This window comes from Streptomyces sp. Ac-502 (genome assembly GCF_045222935.1).
GTDB classification, from domain to species: domain Bacteria; phylum Actinomycetota; class Actinomycetes; order Streptomycetales; family Streptomycetaceae; genus Streptomyces; species Streptomyces monomycini.
The window spans coordinates 4,965,765-4,981,974 of sequence record NZ_JBHFFO010000001.1 but is presented as its reverse complement, the minus strand read 5'-3'; the positions used below and the strand labels follow the sequence as shown (position 1 = coordinate 4,981,974).

Genomic DNA, 16,210 nt, shown 5'->3' with positions numbered 1-16,210 from the left:
GCAGCAGGCGGCCGGGGAAGAGCCTCGGAACGCCGCCCGGGAACAGGAGGGGAAGCGTGACGCTCGCCGCCGCAAGCCACGGTTTCCTCTCCCCGACCGGGGTCGAGATCGCCTTCCTCCTGGTCGGCCTCGTCACCCTCGGCGCGGCCGTGGTCACCGTCACCACCAAGCAGCTGGTGCACGCCGCCCTGTGGCTGGTGGTCGCCCTCGGCGGTATCGCCGTGGAGTACCTGCTGCTGACCGCGGAGTTCATCGCCTGGGTGCAGGTCCTGATCTACGTGGGGTCCGTCGTCGTGCTCCTCCTGTTCGGACTGATGCTCACCAAGGCGCCCATCGGCCGCTCCGAGAACGCCGACTCGGGCAACCGCTGGGCCGCGCTCACCGTGGCCGTCGCCTCCGCCGCCGCGCTCGTCTGGGTCGTCACGGACGCGTTCCGTACGACCTGGATCGACCTGGACGGCGCGGTCCAGGGCTCCACCGAAGCCTCCGGGCGCAGCCTGTTCCAGTACTGGGTGCTGCCGTTCGAAGCGCTCTCCGTCCTCCTCCTCGCCGCCCTCGTCGGCGCGATCGTGCTCTCCCGCAAGAACGACGACCGCGAACGGCCCGACGGCAGCGGACGGCCCGGCTCCGGCAAGCGGCCCGGTCCCCGTGAGCAGACCAGCTCCCGTGAGCAGCCCGGCTCCCGCGGACGGCCCGGTGACCGCGCACGCCTCAGAGAGGACCAAGGCTGATGCATCTCGCCTATCCCGCCGTCCTCGCCGTCCTCCTGTTCTGCGTCGGTCTGTACGGCGTCCTCGCCCGCCGCAACGCGATCCTCGTCCTGATGTCGGTCGAGCTGATGCTCAACGCCGTCAACCTGAACCTGGTGGCCTTCGACGTCTGGCTGCGCGACAAACTGCACGCCGGCCAGGCCCTCACCCTCTTCACCATCGCCGTGGCCGCCGCCGAGATCGGCATCGGCCTGGCGATCGTCCTGCTCGTCTACCGCAACCGCGGCAGCTCGGACGTGGACCGCCTCCGCGACCTCGCCGAGCGCCCGGACGGCAGCGACCCGAACGACGACACCCCCGGCCGGCCGCGGCCGGACCACCGGGCGGAGGCCGCCGCGTGACGACCACGACCACCGCCGTACTCGTACCCCTCCTTCCCTTCCTCGGCGCTCTCGCGGGCCTCCTCCTCGGCCGCCGGGCGCCCGGCTTCGTGCGCCCGCTGGCCATCCTGCCGACCGCCGCCGCGGCCGCCCTGGCCGTCGTCGTGGCCGTCTCGCAGGGCGGCGGCGCGGGCGCGGGGAAGACCCCGGTGGACGCCGCGACCCGGCTCACCCCCACCGGCTCGGTCCCCGTCGACCTCGCCCTGCACATCGACGGCTTCGCCGCCCTCGTCGCCGTACTCGTGGCCGTCGTCGCCTGCTGCGTGCAGCTCTACTCGACCGGCTACCTGCGCGACGACCCGCGCTACCCCTCCTACGCCGCCCTGGTCTCCCTCTTCACCGCCGCGATGCTGCTGGTCGTCTACTCCGGCGACCTGATGGTGCTGCTGGTGGGCTGGGAGATCATGGGCATCTGCTCGTACTTCCTGGTCGGCCACTACTGGGAGACCGAAGCCGCCCGCTCCGCCTCCCTCAAGGCGTTCCTCGTCACCAAGCTGGGCGACGTCCCCTTCCTCTTCGGCATCTTCGCGCTCGCCGCCGACGCCGGCACGTTCCGCATCACCGGCATCCTCAAGACCGTGGCCGTCGGCGGCCTGGACCACCCCACGCTCATCGCGCTGCTGCTCCTGGCCGGTGTCGCGGGCAAGTCGGCCCAGTTCCCGCTGCACACCTGGCTGCCCGACGCGATGGCCGGCCCGACCCCGGTCTCGGCCCTCATCCACGCGGCCACCATGGTCGCCGCCGGTGTCTACTTCGTCGCCCGTCTCCTCCCCGTCTTCGCGGCGTCCGCCACCGCGATGGTCGTGCTCGCCGTCATGGCCGCGGTCACCATGGTCGGCTCCGGCCTCGCCGCCCTGGCGCAGGACGACATCAAGCGCGTACTGGCCTATTCGACGGTCGGCCAGCTCGGCTACATGACCGGTGCCCTGGCCGTCGGCGACCGCGGCGCCGCCGTCTTCCACCTCCTGTCACACGGCGCGTTCAAGGCCCTGCTCTTCCTCGCCGCCGGTGTGGTCATCCACGCCGCCGGCACGAACTCGCTGGCCGCCATGTCGCGGATGCGCGGCCTGGCCCGGCGCATCCCCGACGCCTACTGGACGATGACGGTCGCGCTGCTCGCCCTGGCCGCCATCCCCCGTTCGCCGGCTTCTTCTCCAAGGAAGCCGTCCTGGGCGCCGCCGAACACGCCGCCACCGGTCACACCACGGCCTCCGGCACCCTCGCCGCCGTTCCCGCCGCGGCGGGCTGGACCGTCCTGCTCGCCGGCCTGCTCACCGCCCTCCTCACCGCCGGGTACGCGACCCGGCTGTGGCTGCTGGCCTTCCACGGCAAGGGCCCCGAACCCGCCCCCGACCACGGCAAACAGCCGCTCGTCATGAACACCGTGCTGTGGGTGCTGTTCGTCCCCACCCTCGCGCTGGGCCTCGCCACCCCCGTCCTGCCCGACTGGTTCGACGGCCGCTCGCTGACCCCGACCCTGACCACCTCCGTCCTGGGCACCGGCGTCGCCCTCGTCGGCGCCCTGGTCACCTACGGTGCCTGGCGGCACACCACCGCTCTCGCGGCGCGCGTCCCGCTCGGCGCGGTCGCCGTGGACCCGGACGCCGCCCCCGCGGACTCCGAGGAGCGCGCCATCGCCACCCACGCCGCGGCCTACGGCGACAACGCCGGCGCCCCGGACCCCGCCGACCCCGGCCGGCTCCTCCTGGGCCCGCTGCACCGCCCCGCAGCCGTCGGCTTCCATCTCGACGCCTTCTACACCGCCCTGTTCGTTCGGCCGGTGCGGGCCGCGGCCCGGCTCGTGCGCTTCCTCGACCGCGAGGTCGTCGACACGTACGTGAACGGCGCGGGCACCGCCTCCCGCTGGCTGGGAGCCGCCGTCCGCCGCGCCCAGACCGGCAATGTGCAGACCTACCTGGGCGCGCTGCTCGCGGGCTCGTTCGTCCTGGCCGTCGCCGTCGTCCTCGTCGCTACGGGCACGGGAGCCTGACCGTGAATCACACCGCTATGCAGCTTCTCCTCGCGGCTGTCGTCGTCCTCCCCCTGCTGGGCGCGGTCGCCGCTCTGCTCCCCGCCCCGCCCGGCCTCAAGGGCCGCGACCCCGACCAGGCCGTACTGCGCCACGGCGTGACCGTCACCGGTGTCGTGCTGGCCGCGGCCGTCGCGCTCGCCGTCGGATTCGACCACGACCACCCGGCCCGGATGCAGGCCACCACCGACATGAGCTGGATCCAGGCGCTCGGCATCCGGATCCATCTCGGCATCGACGGCATCTCGCTCCCCCTCCTCGTCCTGACCGCGCTGCTGACCTTCCTCTGCGCGCTCTACAGCTACTTCCACCTGCCCGCGGGCCCGTCCCCCAAGGCGTTCGTGGCCCTGCTCCTGGTCCTGGAGGCCGGCACCCTCGCCACCTTCGCCGTCCTGGACCTCGTGCTGTTCTTCCTCGCCTTCGAGATGGTCCTCATCCCGATGTACTTCCTCATCGCCCGCTGGGGCGGTGCGCAAAGGACGTACGCGGCGTGGAAGTTCATCCTCTACACCCTCCTCGGCTCGGTCGTGATGCTTCTGGGCCTCCTGCTCGTCGGCCTGAAGTCCGGCACGTTCGACATGGTGGCACTCGCCACTGACAACGGCCCGAACTCCCAGCTCAGCCACACCGTCCAGCTCCTCGCGGTGCTCGCGATCGGCATCGGACTGGCCGTCAAGGCACCGATGTGGCCCCTGCACAGCTGGCTGCCCGACGCGCACACCGCCGCCCCGACCGTCGGCTCGGTGCTGCTGGCCGGCGTCCTGCTGAAGATGGGCACGTACGGCTTCGTGCGCATCGCGCTGCCCATCGCGCCGGACGGCATGCACACCTTCGCCCCGTACCTCGCCGCCTTCGCCGCCGTCGGCATCGTCTACGGCTCGCTCGCGTGCCTGGCGCTCGCCCGGCGCGGCGCGAAGGGCGACCTCAAGCGGCTGATCGCGTACAGCTCGGTCGGCCACATGGGCTTCGTGCTGCTCGGTATCGCGACCATGACACCCACCGGCGTCAACGGCGCCCTGTTCGCCAACATCGCGCACGGCCTGATCACCGGCCTCCTCTTCTTCCTGGTCGGTGCCCTCAAGGACCGGTACGGCACCACCGACCTGGACCGGCTCGCCGGCCGCACCGGCGCCGCCCTGTACGGGCGCGCACCGCGCTTCGGCGGCCTGCTGGCGTTCGGTGCCATCGCCTCCTCGGCCTGCCCGGGCTCGCCGGGTTCTGGGGCGAGATGCTGGCCATGTTCGGCGCGTTCGAGCCCGCCGCGGGCCTCAGCCGCCCCGCGTTCCTCACCTTCATGGCGCTGGCCGGCCTCGGCACCCTCCTCACCGCCGCGTACCTGCTGATCGTCGTACGGCGGGTGTGCATGGGGGCAGGGAGCCGGCCGAGGACGGCGGGGCCGAAGCCGCCGGGACCGCCGGAACCGCGGGGCCCGAGGAGCCCGGTGCCCTCGCGACCGCGGGCTCCGAGGAGGCCGGAGCCACCCGCACCGCCCCCGTCGTCCCCGACCTGGCCCGCTACGAATACGCGGCCTGGACACCCCTCGCCGCGCTCACCGTCCTCGCCGGCCTGTGGCCCGCGGCCCTCCTCGGCCTCACCGACCCGGCCGTCCAGCAGCTCCTCGGAGGCGGTAAGTGATGAGTTCCGTGACCTCCCTGGTCCAGTCCGTCGACTGGGTCGCCGTCGCACCGCCCACCATCACCGCCGTCGTCGCCCTGGCCGTCCTGGTCGCCGACCTCTTCGTCCCGCGGCACCGCAAGCCGCTCCTCGGCTGGTGCGCGATCGGCGGCCTCGCGCTCGCCGCGCTCTCCCTCCTGCCCCTCGTGGCGGGGGACCGCCGTACCTTCTGCCTGACCACGGACCCGGGCGTGTGCAGCTACGCCGCCGACCACTTCGCCGTCGTCATCCAGTTCCTGGTACTGGCCGGCGCCCTGCTCACCGCACTGCTGTCGGTCACCGCCGTCGAGGACCACCGGCTGCCCGCCGGCGAGTTCTGGTTCCTGCTGCTGTCCTCCGCGGCGGGCGCGGCCCTGCTGCCCGCCTCCCGGGACCTGGCGACCCTCGTCATCGCCCTCGAAGTGGCCTCGCTGCCCGCCTTCGCCCTCGTAGGGCTCCGGCGCGCGGACCGCCTCTCCTCGGAGGCGGCCCTGAAGTTCTTCCTGTCCTCGGTGGCGGCCACCGCGGTCATGCTCCTGGGCGTCAGCTTCGTCTACGCGGCGACCGGCAGCCTGCACCTGTCCCGCGTCGCCACCGCCCTCACGGACCTGCCCGACCCGCAACTGGCCACCCTGGCCACGGCGGGCGTCGCCCTGACCCTGGTCGGTTTCGCCTTCAAGACCGCCGCCGTGCCGTTCCACTTCTGGGTGCCCGACACCTACGTGGGCGCGCCGCTGCCGATCGCCGCCTACCTCTCCGTCATCGGCAAGGCCGTCGGCTTCTCGGGCCTCATCCTGGTCACGGTCGAGGGCTTCCCCTCGTACGCGGACGTCTGGGGCCCGGCCGTGGCCGTCCTGGCCGCCCTCACCATGACCGTCGGCAATGTCGCCGCGCTGCGCCAGGCCCCGGAGCGCGCGCACAGCGCGGTACGCCTGCTCGCCTGGTCCTCGGTGGGCCAAGCGGGCTACCTCCTGGTGCCGATCGCCGCCGCCGGGTACGCCGACGACGCGGCGCACGCCATCGGCGCGACCGTCGCGTACGCCCTGATGTACGCGGCCGTGAACCTCGGCGCCTTCGGGGTCGCCGCCCTGGTGGCCCGTACGAGCCCCGCCAACCGGATCAGCGACTACCGCGGCCTCGTCACACGCCGCCCACTGGCCGCCCTCGCCCTCGGCTTCTTCCTGCTCTGCCTCGCGGGCCTGCCGCCCGGCATCATCGGTCTGTTCGCCAAGGTCACGGTCTTCTCGGCGGCGGTGGACGCGGGCCTGGCGTGGCTCGCCGTCGTCATGGCCGTCAATGTGGTCATCGCGCTCTACTACTACCTCCAGTGGACGGCGGTGCTCTTCCGTACGGCGGGGGAGACGGCCGAGGGCGAGGGCGAGGTCGCGGCTGAGCGGCGCGTGAAGGTCGCTGCCGCAGCGGGTGCCGGGGCCGGAGCGGTCGACGAGGGGGCGGAGGGGGCCCGTACCCAGGCCCCCGGGACGGCCGGACCGGCCGCCCTCCCCAAGGCGAAGGTCCCGGTTCCGCTGGCCGCCGCGATCGCCCTCGCCGCCGTCCTCGGCATCGTCCTTTCCGGCGCGCCGCAGCTCGTCCTCCGGTTCGCCTCCGGCGCACTCCTCTGAGCGGGCCGGGCGGACGTTCCCGGCACCTCTTCTGAGCGGGATCGCACCTGCTCGCTGTCCGCACCTGATTGCGGACCGTTCCTGACCGCTGTCCGAGCACGGTCCGGCCACCACCCGGCCGCTTCCCTTCCCTCCGGCCGCGATCTCCGGCCACTCCGGAACGGGTTCCGCGACCGCCTCCTGTCCGGAATACGACGGCCCCCGACCACCCTCGCAGGAGCGCACGGAAGACACCCGTGCACGGGCTCACTCGCACGGCCGTACGCCGTCCCCGCATGCACAAGGGAACTAGCACCCCTCATCTGGCGTTGACCAGACAGAAAGGGTCCACTGAAAAGTGGAGGAAACGTCAGCAAAGGGTTCCCCTGCCGCACCACCTGGAGGGCGTACCGTGCACCGCAGGCACAACGGGCTCAAGACCGCCGTACTCCTCGGGGGACTGTCCGCACTCATCATCGTCATCGGCGGACTTTTCGGCCGTACGGGCCTGATCGTCGCGGTCCTCGTGGCCCTGGGAACCAACGCCTACGCGTACTGGAACAGCGACAAACTCGCACTGCGGGCGATGCGCGCCCGCCCGGTGAGCGAGTTCCAGGCACCACAGCTCTACCGCATGGTCCGCGAGCTCTCCACGGCCGCGCGCCAGCCCATGCCCCGGCTGTACATCTCACCGACCCAGGCCCCCAACGCCTTCGCCACCGGCCGCAACCCGCGCAACGCCGCCGTCTGCTGCACGGACGGCATCCTGCACCTCCTGGACGAACGCGAGCTGCGCGGCGTCATCGGGCACGAACTCAGCCATGTCTACAACCGCGACATCCTCATCTCGTCCGTGGCCGGAGCCCTGGCCTCGGTGGTGATGTTCCTGGTCAACTTCGCCTGGCTGATTCCCATAGGCCGCTCCGACGACGAGGAGGGCCCCGGCTTCCTGGGGATGCTCCTGATCATGATCCTCGGGCCGGTGGCGGCCTCCCTCATCCAGCTGGCCGTCAGCCGCTCCCGCGAGTACCAGGCCGACGCCTCCGGCGCCCAGCTCACCGGCGACCCGCTCGCCCTGGCCTCCGCGCTCCGCAAGCTGGAGGCGGGCACCCAGCAGCTCCCGCTGCCGGCCGAACCGCGGCTGGAGACGGCGAGCCACATGATGATCGCCAACCCGTTCCGGCCCGGTGACGGCATGACCAAGCTCTTCTCGACCCACCCGCCGATGCGTGAGCGCATCAGCCGCCTGGAGCAGATGGCGGGCCGTCAGTCCTGACGCCGACCCGTCAGTCCTGACGCCGGGCCAGATCCCGCCGCCCGCACCGGGACGGCCACGACCTGGCCGTGACCGGCCGCAACTGTTTCCGACCACCGCTGCGTCTACCTGGAGGAAAGACACCACCACCGCACCACGCAGGTGCACGGAAGGCTGCCGACCATGAAGCTCATCCTCAACGTCATCTGGCTGATCCTGAGCGGCTTGTGGATGGCCATCGGTTACGTCATCGCAGGCATCATCTGCTGCATTCTGATCGTCACGATCCCCTTCGGTATCGCTTCGTTCCGTATCGCGGGCTATGCGCTGTGGCCCTTCGGCCGTACGACGGTGGAGCGGCGCGACGCGGGCGCGGGCTCGGTCATCGGCAACGTCATCTGGGTCGTCTTCGCGGGCTGGTGGCTGGCGCTGGGCCACATCGTCACGGGCGCCCTGCAGTGCGTGACGATCATCGGCATCCCGTTCGGCATCGCGAACTTCAAGATGGTGCCGCTCTCCCTGTTCCCGCTCGGCCGCGAGATCGTCCCGACGGACCAGCCCTTCGCCGGGCGTTACTGAGCCGAGGGCGCCGGCCGGGCGCTTCCGGGCGCTTCCGGGCGCCGTGGAAGGCCGGCCCGGCCCGGCCTGTTCCTTCACCGCCGTACGAGCCCCCGAGGCGTCACGTACCGCCGGAAACCGAGCGGGGTGACGCCCGGGATGCCCGCGATCAGGTTCATCACCGCGCCGCCCTGCTGCAACGACGTCTCGACCGTGTGCTGGTGCGCGGCCTCGTCCGTCCACTCGCTGTAGTTGAAGACCCGGGTGCCGTCCTCGCTGATGTGGAAGTTCGAGGAGATGCCGCCCGACCCGGTCCGCGAGGTCTCGGCCGAACCCGGCTGCACCTCGCCCAGCAGGTCCAGCAGGCCGTCGACGAGCTGCCGCGCGGCCTCGTGCCCCGTCGTCTCGAAGGAGACGGCCACCACGCACCCCGGCTCCGGCTGCTCGCCCTGCGGCAGCAGGCTGCGGTAGTAGCGGTAGCGCCGCGCCCCGCCCGCCTCGACGGCCTGCTGGGACGCTCCTGCCCGCCCCTCCTCCCACTGCCCTAAGCCCAGTACGGTCCGCCCGTCCGTACCGGTGAGGTAGACCTGCGAGACCAGCCCGTCCGGCAGCGGCGCCGCCCGCAGCGCCCGCGCGGCGCCCTCGGCCATGGCCTGCTGCCGCTCGGGGTTCTCCGCGTCCCACTCACTGATCAGCACGGTGCCGACGCCGGCCCGCCGGATGTCGGGGAAGGTGTCCGCCCGGAAGGCGTCCGGGTCCGGGGCGCCGCCCGGTGCGGTGGGGTGGACGTACTCGGCCTGCTGGGTGTGCGTTTCCGAAGTCATGCGAACAGCCTCCGACCTCAACCAAGATTGAGGTCAAGTGCCGGCTCTCGAAACGCGCACGGTGTGCGAGGGTGTCCCCTTCGAGACCGATTCGGGACACGGGGGGCGGGCGTCGGTGCGGGAACGAACAGGCAGACGGATCACGGCACTTCTGACGGCCGTCGCCGCGACGGTGCTGCTCGGACCGGGCGCCGCCGCGCCGTACGGGAACGGCGGGCGGCCCTCCTTCACGCTCCGCTCCCACGAGCCCTTCGTCCTCCCCGCGGACGATCCGGAGGCCGGCCGCGTCGACGCCCGTGCGGCCGTCCCCCGCCTGACACCCGCTTTCGAGAACACCGGGGACGTCCCGGCGGCCCGCGGTGTGGTGCTGGCCGTGAAAGTCGGCAACGCGGTCTTCGATGTCGTCGGCGCCGCCGCGGGCCATGACAACTGCTACTACCCGGTGGGCGGCAGGTCGGTCTTCTGCGAATTCCCGGACGCCGTGCCCGTGGGGGCCGCGTACGAGACCGCCGAGCCGCTCCCGGCGGTCACCAGTGATCACGCCACGGTCGAGGGGGCGTACCGCTACGCCGTCTGGCCGCTGGGCGACCCGCCCCCGTACGCCGAGGACTACAAGAGCTCCGGCCGGCGCGGCTCGGGGCCCGCGCTCGGCCTGGTACCGGTCGCCGGCGACACGGTCGAGGGCGGCGGTGAACTGCGTTTCGCCTCGCCCTCGTACAGCAAGAAGGCGGACTGGAAGGTCAAGGGCGTCACGCTCCGCGGCAGGGTCGGGGAGTACGCCACCGCGGAGATGGCGAACATCGGCGACGGGGCCGGCGGGGTGCGCGTGGAGCTGCCGCCGGGGACGTCGTTCGCCCCGCTGACGAGTGAGGAGCGGGAGGGGACCCCCTCCGAGATCTCCACCTGCTGGCAGGACGACCTGGACGGACACATTCAGTGCGGCGGTCAGCCCAACTACGAGGACCTGCGCGTACGGATCGACCGGCGGGTGGACGGCGCCGAGGGAAAGGTTTCGGTACGCGAACCCATCGAGGGGGACACCGACCCCACGAACAACACGGCACCGATCAGGCTGGAGATCACGGACACCGCCCCGCCCGGCAAGGCCGCCCCGCCCGTTCCGGCCGAACCCGGGACGTCCCCCGCGCCGGCCACTGCCCGGGACGCCGGCCGGCCCCGGAAGGCCGAGCTGGCCGTGGCCGCTGCCGCCGCCGCTCTCGCACTGGCGACCGTCCTGTTCACGCGCCGCAAGCGCGCCCGGCGGGCAGGCGGCCCGGCCTAGAGAAGGCGTGCGGAACGCGACGGGGCGCGGCGCCGAGACGGTTCTCGGTGCCGCGCCCTCGGTCGCGTCCGTCGCCGGAGGCGCCGGCGGAACGCCGAGGGACTACCGGTAGTTCACGTACTGCAGCGCGAAGTCCAGGTCCTTGCCCTTCAGCAGCTGCTGCACGGCCTGGAGGTCGTCCCGGCTCTTGGAGCTGACGCGCAGCTCGTCGCCCTGCACCTGCGCCTTGACGCCCTTCGGGCCCTCGTCGCGGATGATCTTGGCGACCTTCTTCGCGTTCTCCTGCGAGATGCCCTCTTCGAGAGAGGCGAAGATCTTGTACTCCTTGCCGGAGGCCTCCGGCTCGCCCGCGTCCAGGGCCTTCAGCGAGATCCCGCGCTTGACCAGCTTGGACTGAAAGATGTCGAGGACGGCCTTCACGCGCTCCTCGGCGTTGGCCCGCATCTCGATCTTCTCGCCCGACCACTTGATCGACGCGTCCACGCCCTTGAAGTCGTAGCGCTGCGAGATCTCCTTGGCGGCCTGGTTGAGGGCGTTGTCGACCTCCTGCCGCTCGACCTTCGAGACGATGTCGAAACTGGAGTCGGCCATCTTGAGTTGGCTCCTCGTACATAGATCCGTCAGGGGTACGGCCCACCTGGGACCGCTACGCAAGCCTAGTCACCCCGAGCATGATCGGTCCGGGAAGAACCGAGTGGCGAACCACCCCCGGCCATCGGGTATGGTTTACGTCGTTGCCACGGAGCGGCGCCACACCGGCGGATCTCCCGGCAGCGAAACCCATGGCGGTGTGCCCGAGCGGCCAAAGGGAGCAGACTGTAAATCTGCCGGCTCAGCCTTCCCAGGTTCGAATCCTGGCGCCGCCACAGGTCCGAAAAGGCCCTGGTCCGTGAGAACGGATCAGGGCCTTTTTGCTTGCCGGACGCTTGTCCGTACGAGGGCCGGAGCCCCGCAGCGCGTACGCCGCGGAGCGGGACCCGGACGGCTCAGTCGGCGGCGACCGCCCGGACGGCCTCGTCGACCGGAGTGCCGCCGCCGATCAGCTCCAGCGTGCGGCCGGCCGTGCCCGGCTCGTCCAGGAGGGCGGCGAGTACGGCAGCCACGTCGTCCCGGGGGATCGCGTCGCGGCCGGTCGACTCGGCCAGCCGGACCCGGCCCGTGCCCGGGTCGTCCGTGAGGCGGCCCGGCCGCAGGATCGTCCAGTCCAGGCCGGAACGGGCGCGTACGTCGGCGTCCGCGGCGCCCTTGGCCCGCAGATACGCGGCGAACACCTCGTCGGTGCCCGCCGGCGGCTCCGTGTCGGCGCCCATCGACGAGACGACCACGAAGCGCCGCACACCGGCTGCCTCCGCCGCGTCCGCGAAGAGGGACGCGGCACCGCGGTCCACCGACTCCTTGCGTTCGATGCCGCTGCCCGGCCCGGCGCCCGCCGCGAAGACCGCCGCGTCCGCCCCTTCGAGGTGCCGGGCGATGTCCGCGACGGTGGCCGTCTCCAGGTCGCAGACGACCGGCTCGGCACCGGCGGACAGCAGGTCCCCGGCCTGTTCGGGCCGGCGGATGATGCCCGCCACCTCGTCCCCGCGCCCGGCGAGCAGTCGCTCCAGCCGCAGCGCGATCTGACCATGTCCACCTGCGATGACAATGCGCATGATCCCGACCGTACGCCTGTCACCCGGCCCGGCGCGGCAGCCCGGGCGGCCGGAGCCGCACCGGGGGCCCTGCCTCCCCGCTCACCGCTGCGACTGACGCGGCAGCTCCAGCGCCACCACCGCCGCCGAGTCGCAGTACTCGCGTACCGCGCTCGTCCGGGCCACCACGCGTCCCCGGTGGACGACGATCCGGCTGTAGGCGAGGGACAGCACCCCGGCGAGGCTCTCGCCCCGTACGGCCAGCAGTTCGGCGGGGAAACCCGCTTCGACGCGGACTTCCGGCAGGCCCAGCGTCGCGCGGGCGGCCGTGCTGACCGCCCCGTAGGCGGTCTCGGGGCCGGCCTCGCCCATGGAGGCCAGCAGGTACGCCGCCTCCAGGGGGTCACCGCGGCCCACCGGGTTCGCCGCGTCGCGCAGGGCGCCGCTGCCCGCCGCCACCCGTACGCCGGCCGCGCGGAGCAGCCGTACGGGCGCTGAGCGGGGCGCCAGGCCGCCCGTGGCCCCGCCGTGTCCCGGGAGGGCGCCCTGCCGCTCCAGGGCCGCACAGCCGCCCTGTGGCAGGCAGACGACCGTCACGCCGGCCGCCGCGAGCTGCTCGGCGGTGCGCGCCGCCATCTCCGGCGGCAGCGCCGACAGGCCCGCGCACGGCCCGAGGGTCACGCCGGGCCGCAGCCCGCCCGCCATCGCGGCGAACCGGGCGAGGCGCGCGGGGTCGTCACCGTCGGTGTGCAGGTCGACCGCGCAGCCGTGCTCGTTCGCCAGCTCCAGGACGGTCTCGGCGTATCCGGCGGGGTCGGGGTCGAGGTCCGGGCAGCCGCCGACGACCGTGGCGCCCATTTTGAGGGCGTCCCGCAGCATCGCCAGCCCGTCCGCGCCGGCCGCCCCGGTGAGCAGTCGCGGCACCGCGACCGCGGTCAGCTCGGCCAGTCCGCGCAGCGACCGGCCCGCCTGGAGGACGGCTTCCAGCGACCGCAGTCCCTGGACGTCGCCGATCCGTACGTGGGCGCGCAGGGCCGTCGCGCCGTGGCCGAGTTGCAGCAGGGCCGCCTCGGTGGTGCGGCGCTGCACGGCTTCGAGCGTGTCGGCGACGGGGCCGGCGGCGTCGGCGGTCAGCGCGGTGTCGCAGTGCGCGTGCGGCTCGGCGGGGGCCGGGAGCAGCAGGTAGCCGCCGAGGTCGACGCGGGAGCCCTGCGGGGCGAGGCTGCCGGCCGTGCCGACCGCCTCGATGCGCCCGCCGCTGAGCCGTACGTCCACCACGCGGCCGTCGGCGAGCCGGGCGTCGCAGAGGACCAGGGTGCCTGCCGCGGCGCCCGTGCCGTCGCTGTCCGTGGCCCTCTCGGGCCCCGGCTGCGGCTGACTGCTGTCGGACATCGCGCTCCTCGAAGGACCGGGCGTGCAAGATCACGCAGCGTGGTCCGAGCCTAGGGGGCGCTCCGGGGAGCTTCACGGAGGCGCGAAATAGTCGTACCGGTGTGGTGCCGGGGGCGGCCGGGGCGGGGCTCCGGATACGGATTTCACCTTTGGCGGCAGGCCGTGTAATGTCTTCATCGCTCGCCCCAATAGCTCAGTCGGCAGAGCGTCTCCATGGTAAGGAGAAGGTCTACGGTTCGATTCCGTATTGGGGCTCTGATGTGTGAGGTATCCCGCCTTCGGGCGGGGTCCACTCGCATCACAGCGGTGTAGCTCAGTCGGTAGAGCAAGCGGCTCATAATCGCTGTGTCACCGGTTCAAGTCCGGTCACCGCTACTGACAGTAGCCGATTGTGGGGTCGGTCCTCCGATCGGCTACTCTTCTATGCGTTCATCCGTCCACCCGTCCGTCAAGGAGCACTCACGTGGCTGCCACCGACGTCCGCCCGAAGATCACGCTGGCCTGCGTGGAGTGCAAGGAGCGGAACTACATCACCAAGAAGAACCGGCGTAACGACCCGGACCGTCTTGAGATGAAGAAGCACTGCCCGCGCTGCAACTCGCACACCGCACACCGCGAGACGCGATAACACCAGGCTCGTCCGCGAGGCCGTCCCCAGTCCTTGGGGGCGGCCTCGCGGCGTTGTGGTGCGACGGCGGCGGCGCGCGGTGCGGTGCCGCCCCGCTGCGCCGGCGTGCCGGTATGGCAAGGTCAGGTTCTTTGCAGGGACCACTTCAGGGAGGTTGCGAGCCCATGGCGCTCGACCAGTCCTTTGTCGGGCGGAGCTACCCGGCCACCGCTCCTTACGAGGTCGGCCGGGAGAAGATCCGCGAATTCGCCGAGGCGATCGGGGACCCCGCGCCGGCGTACACCGACGCCGAAGCCGCCAGGGCGCTCGGTCACCCCGATGTGATCGCCCCGCCGACCTTTGTGTTCTCCATCACTTTCCGGGCGGCCGGACAGGTGGTCGAAGACCCGCAGCTGGGTCTCGATTACAGCCGGGTGGTGCACGGCGACCAGAAATTCGTCTACACCCGCCCGGTGCGCGCCGGCGACCGGCTGACGGTCACCTCGACCATCGAGGCGATCAAATCCATGGCGGGAAACGACATTCTCGATATCCGTGGTGAGGTGCACGACGAAGCGGGCGAGCACGTGGTGACCGCTTTCACGAAGCTGGTGGCGCGCGCCGCCGGGCAGGAGGGCTGACGCGATGACGGCGAAGATCTCTTACGAGGACGTCGAGGCCGGCACCGAACTCCCGGCGCAGACCTTTCCTGTGACCCGTGCCACGCTCGTGCGCTACGCGGGCGCCTCCGGCGACTTCAACCCGATCCACTGGAACGAGAAGTTCGCCAAGGAGGTCGGCCTGCCCGACGTGATCGCGCACGGCATGTTCACCATGGCCGAGGCGGTCCGCGTGGTCACCGACTGGACCGGCGACCCGGGCGCCGTCGTCGAGTACGGCGTGCGCTTCACCAAGCCCGTCGTGGTGCCCAACAACGACGAGGGCGCGGTCGTCGAGGTCAGCGCCAAGGTCGCGGCCAAACTGGACGACCAGGCCCGTACGGTCCGGGTCGACCTGACCGCGACCAGCGCCGGGCAGAAGGTGCTCGGGATGTCGCGCGCGGTGGTGCGGCTCGCCTGAGCCGAGTGATCGTCACTGCACGGGGGCGGCCCGGCCGGAGCGGCGGACCGCCCCCGTACTCTTGAGCCCGTGCAGGAACTCACCGATGCTCCCCTCGCCCCGCTGACCACCTTCCGCCTCGGCGGTCCGGCCACCCGGCTGCTCACCGCCACCACGGACGACGAGGTGGTCGCGGCCGTCCGCGAGGCCGACGCGGCGGGCACGCCGCTGCTGGTCATCGGCGGCGGCAGCAACCTGGTCATCGGCGACAAGGGCTTCGAGGGCACCGCGCTGCGCATCGCCACCCGCGGCTTCGCGCTGGACGGCACCGATCTGACGCTGGCCGCGGGCGAGAACTGGTCCGACGCGGTGGCCCGTACGGTCGAGGCCGGGCTCGCGGGCATCGAGTGCCTGGCCGGCATCCCCGGCTCGGCGGGAGCCACGCCCATCCAGAACGTGGGCGCGTACGGACAGGAAGTGTCCTCCACCATCACCGAAGTGGTCGCGTACGACCGCACGGTGGGCGAGACCGTGACCCTTTCGAACGCCGAGTGCGCGTTCTCGTACCGCCACAGCCGCTTCAAGGAGCACCCCGGCCGGTTCGTCGTGCTGCGGGTGCGCTTCGCCCTGGAGGACGCGGGCGGGCTGTCCGCGCCGATCAAGTACCCGGAGACCGCGCGCACCCTCGGTGTCCAGGCGGGTGACCGGGTGCCGGCCGCCGACGCCCGCGAGACCGTGCTCAAGCTGCGGGCCGGCAAGGGCATGGTGCTGGACCCGGAGGACCACGACACCTGGTCGGCGGGCTCCTTCTTCACCAACCCGGTCCTCACCGAGGCCCAGTACGCGGACTTCCTCGCCCGGGTCCACGAGCGCCTCGGCGCGGACGTCACCCCGCCCGCCTTCCCGGCGGGGGAGGGGCGCGTGAAGACCTCGGCCGCCTGGCTCATCGACCGCGCCGGTTTCACCAAGGGCTACGGCGACGGCCCGGCCCGCATCTCCACCAAGCACACTCTCGCCCTCACCAACCGCGGCGAGGCCACCACCGAGGACCTGCTCGCGCTGGCCCGCGAGGTCCGTGAGGGCGTCCGCGCGGCCTTCGGCGTCACGCTGGTCAACGAGCCGGTGACGGTCGGCGTCACCCTTTAGGACGCGCCGGGGCCCGGTAGAGCCAG

14 protein-coding genes, 3 tRNA genes and 2 pseudogenes are annotated in these 16,210 nt (G+C 72.3%); 15 read left to right on the top strand and 4 right to left on the bottom strand.

Features of this window, described 5'->3' with window-relative positions:
- Window positions 1-56 precede the first annotated feature (56 nt).
- From ACEXOX_RS22440 to ACEXOX_RS22410, 7 genes and pseudogenes are all read left to right on the top strand, one after another.
- Entirely contained in the window at window positions 57-731 is a 675-nt protein-coding gene (locus ACEXOX_RS22440; protein ID WP_406522797.1) for an NADH-quinone oxidoreductase subunit J, read from the top strand.
- Complete coding sequence (gene nuoK / locus ACEXOX_RS22435; protein WP_406522795.1) at window positions 731-1,111, top strand: NADH-quinone oxidoreductase subunit NuoK; 381 nt, start codon at window positions 731-733, stop codon at window positions 1,109-1,111. The genes ACEXOX_RS22440 and nuoK overlap by 1 nt, the downstream gene beginning before the upstream one ends.
- A pseudogene (locus tag ACEXOX_RS22430) lies at window positions 1,108-3,140 on the top strand (NADH-quinone oxidoreductase subunit L). Before nuoK ends, ACEXOX_RS22430 begins: the two are co-directional and overlap by 4 nt.
- 17 nt (window positions 3,141-3,157) lie before the next feature.
- A pseudogene (locus tag ACEXOX_RS22425) lies at window positions 3,158-4,814 on the top strand (NuoM family protein).
- Window positions 4,814-6,454, top strand: a complete 1,641-nt coding sequence (locus tag ACEXOX_RS22420; RefSeq protein ID WP_406522793.1) for an NADH-quinone oxidoreductase subunit N — start codon at window positions 4,814-4,816, stop codon at window positions 6,452-6,454. Before ACEXOX_RS22425 ends, ACEXOX_RS22420 begins: the two are co-directional and overlap by 1 nt.
- A gap of 391 nt (window positions 6,455-6,845) precedes the next feature.
- Entirely contained in the window at window positions 6,846-7,709 is an 864-nt protein-coding gene (gene htpX, locus ACEXOX_RS22415; protein WP_406522792.1) for a zinc metalloprotease HtpX, read from the top strand.
- 162 nt (window positions 7,710-7,871) lie between these two features.
- Complete coding sequence (locus ACEXOX_RS22410; protein WP_406522790.1) at window positions 7,872-8,267, top strand: YccF domain-containing protein; 396 nt, start codon at window positions 7,872-7,874, stop codon at window positions 8,265-8,267.
- A gap of 74 nt (window positions 8,268-8,341) precedes the next feature.
- Here ACEXOX_RS22410 and ACEXOX_RS22405 read toward each other — a convergent pair whose 3' ends face one another.
- On the bottom strand, window positions 8,342-9,070 hold the full coding sequence (locus ACEXOX_RS22405) for a hypothetical protein (RefSeq protein ID WP_406522788.1): 729 nt from the start codon (window positions 9,068-9,070) through the stop codon (window positions 8,342-8,344).
- 115 nt (window positions 9,071-9,185) lie between these two features.
- On the opposite strand from ACEXOX_RS22405, the gene ACEXOX_RS22400 reads away from it, so the two are divergent.
- Entirely contained in the window at window positions 9,186-10,352 is a 1,167-nt protein-coding gene (locus ACEXOX_RS22400; RefSeq protein WP_406522787.1) for a hypothetical protein, read from the top strand.
- Between the two features lie 102 nt (window positions 10,353-10,454).
- Here the strand turns inward: ACEXOX_RS22400 and ACEXOX_RS22395 are convergent, their stop codons facing one another.
- Window positions 10,455-10,943, bottom strand: coding sequence for a YajQ family cyclic di-GMP-binding protein (locus ACEXOX_RS22395; protein ID WP_030017019.1), 489 nt, complete (start codon window positions 10,941-10,943; stop codon window positions 10,455-10,457).
- A gap of 193 nt (window positions 10,944-11,136) precedes the next feature.
- Here ACEXOX_RS22395 and ACEXOX_RS22390 point away from each other — a divergent pair.
- Window positions 11,137-11,218, top strand: a tRNA-Tyr gene (locus ACEXOX_RS22390).
- A 120-nt stretch (window positions 11,219-11,338) separates the two neighbouring features.
- On the opposite strand, the gene ACEXOX_RS22385 is transcribed toward ACEXOX_RS22390, so the two are convergent.
- Together ACEXOX_RS22385 and ACEXOX_RS22380 are read right to left on the bottom strand one after the other, a co-directional pair.
- Complete coding sequence (locus ACEXOX_RS22385) at window positions 11,339-12,001, bottom strand: SDR family oxidoreductase (protein ID WP_406522785.1); 663 nt, start codon at window positions 11,999-12,001, stop codon at window positions 11,339-11,341.
- An 81-nt stretch (window positions 12,002-12,082) separates the two neighbouring features.
- Window positions 12,083-13,372, bottom strand: a complete 1,290-nt coding sequence (locus ACEXOX_RS22380) for an amidohydrolase family protein (protein ID WP_406522783.1) — start codon at window positions 13,370-13,372, stop codon at window positions 12,083-12,085.
- A gap of 182 nt (window positions 13,373-13,554) precedes the next feature.
- On the opposite strand from ACEXOX_RS22380, the gene ACEXOX_RS22375 reads away from it, so the two are divergent.
- From ACEXOX_RS22375 to ACEXOX_RS22350, 6 genes are all read left to right on the top strand, one after another.
- Window positions 13,555-13,627, top strand: a tRNA-Thr gene (locus ACEXOX_RS22375).
- Window positions 13,628-13,674: 47 nt separating this feature from the next.
- Window positions 13,675-13,747, top strand: a tRNA-Met gene (locus tag ACEXOX_RS22370).
- Between the two features lie 88 nt (window positions 13,748-13,835).
- Complete coding sequence (gene rpmG, locus ACEXOX_RS22365; protein WP_006604855.1) at window positions 13,836-14,000, top strand: 50S ribosomal protein L33; 165 nt, start codon at window positions 13,836-13,838, stop codon at window positions 13,998-14,000.
- Window positions 14,001-14,164: 164 nt separating this feature from the next.
- Window positions 14,165-14,620 (top strand): MaoC family dehydratase N-terminal domain-containing protein, encoded by a 456-nt coding sequence (locus tag ACEXOX_RS22360; RefSeq protein WP_030017016.1) that lies wholly within the window; start codon window positions 14,165-14,167, stop codon window positions 14,618-14,620.
- 4 nt (window positions 14,621-14,624) lie between these two features.
- Window positions 14,625-15,059 (top strand): MaoC family dehydratase, encoded by a 435-nt coding sequence (locus ACEXOX_RS22355; RefSeq protein WP_406522781.1) that lies wholly within the window; start codon window positions 14,625-14,627, stop codon window positions 15,057-15,059.
- 69 nt (window positions 15,060-15,128) lie between these two features.
- A complete protein-coding gene (locus ACEXOX_RS22350; protein WP_406522779.1) occupies window positions 15,129-16,184 on the top strand; it encodes a UDP-N-acetylmuramate dehydrogenase in 1,056 nt (351 codons plus the stop codon).
- The last annotated feature ends 26 nt before the right edge of the window (window positions 16,185-16,210 follow it).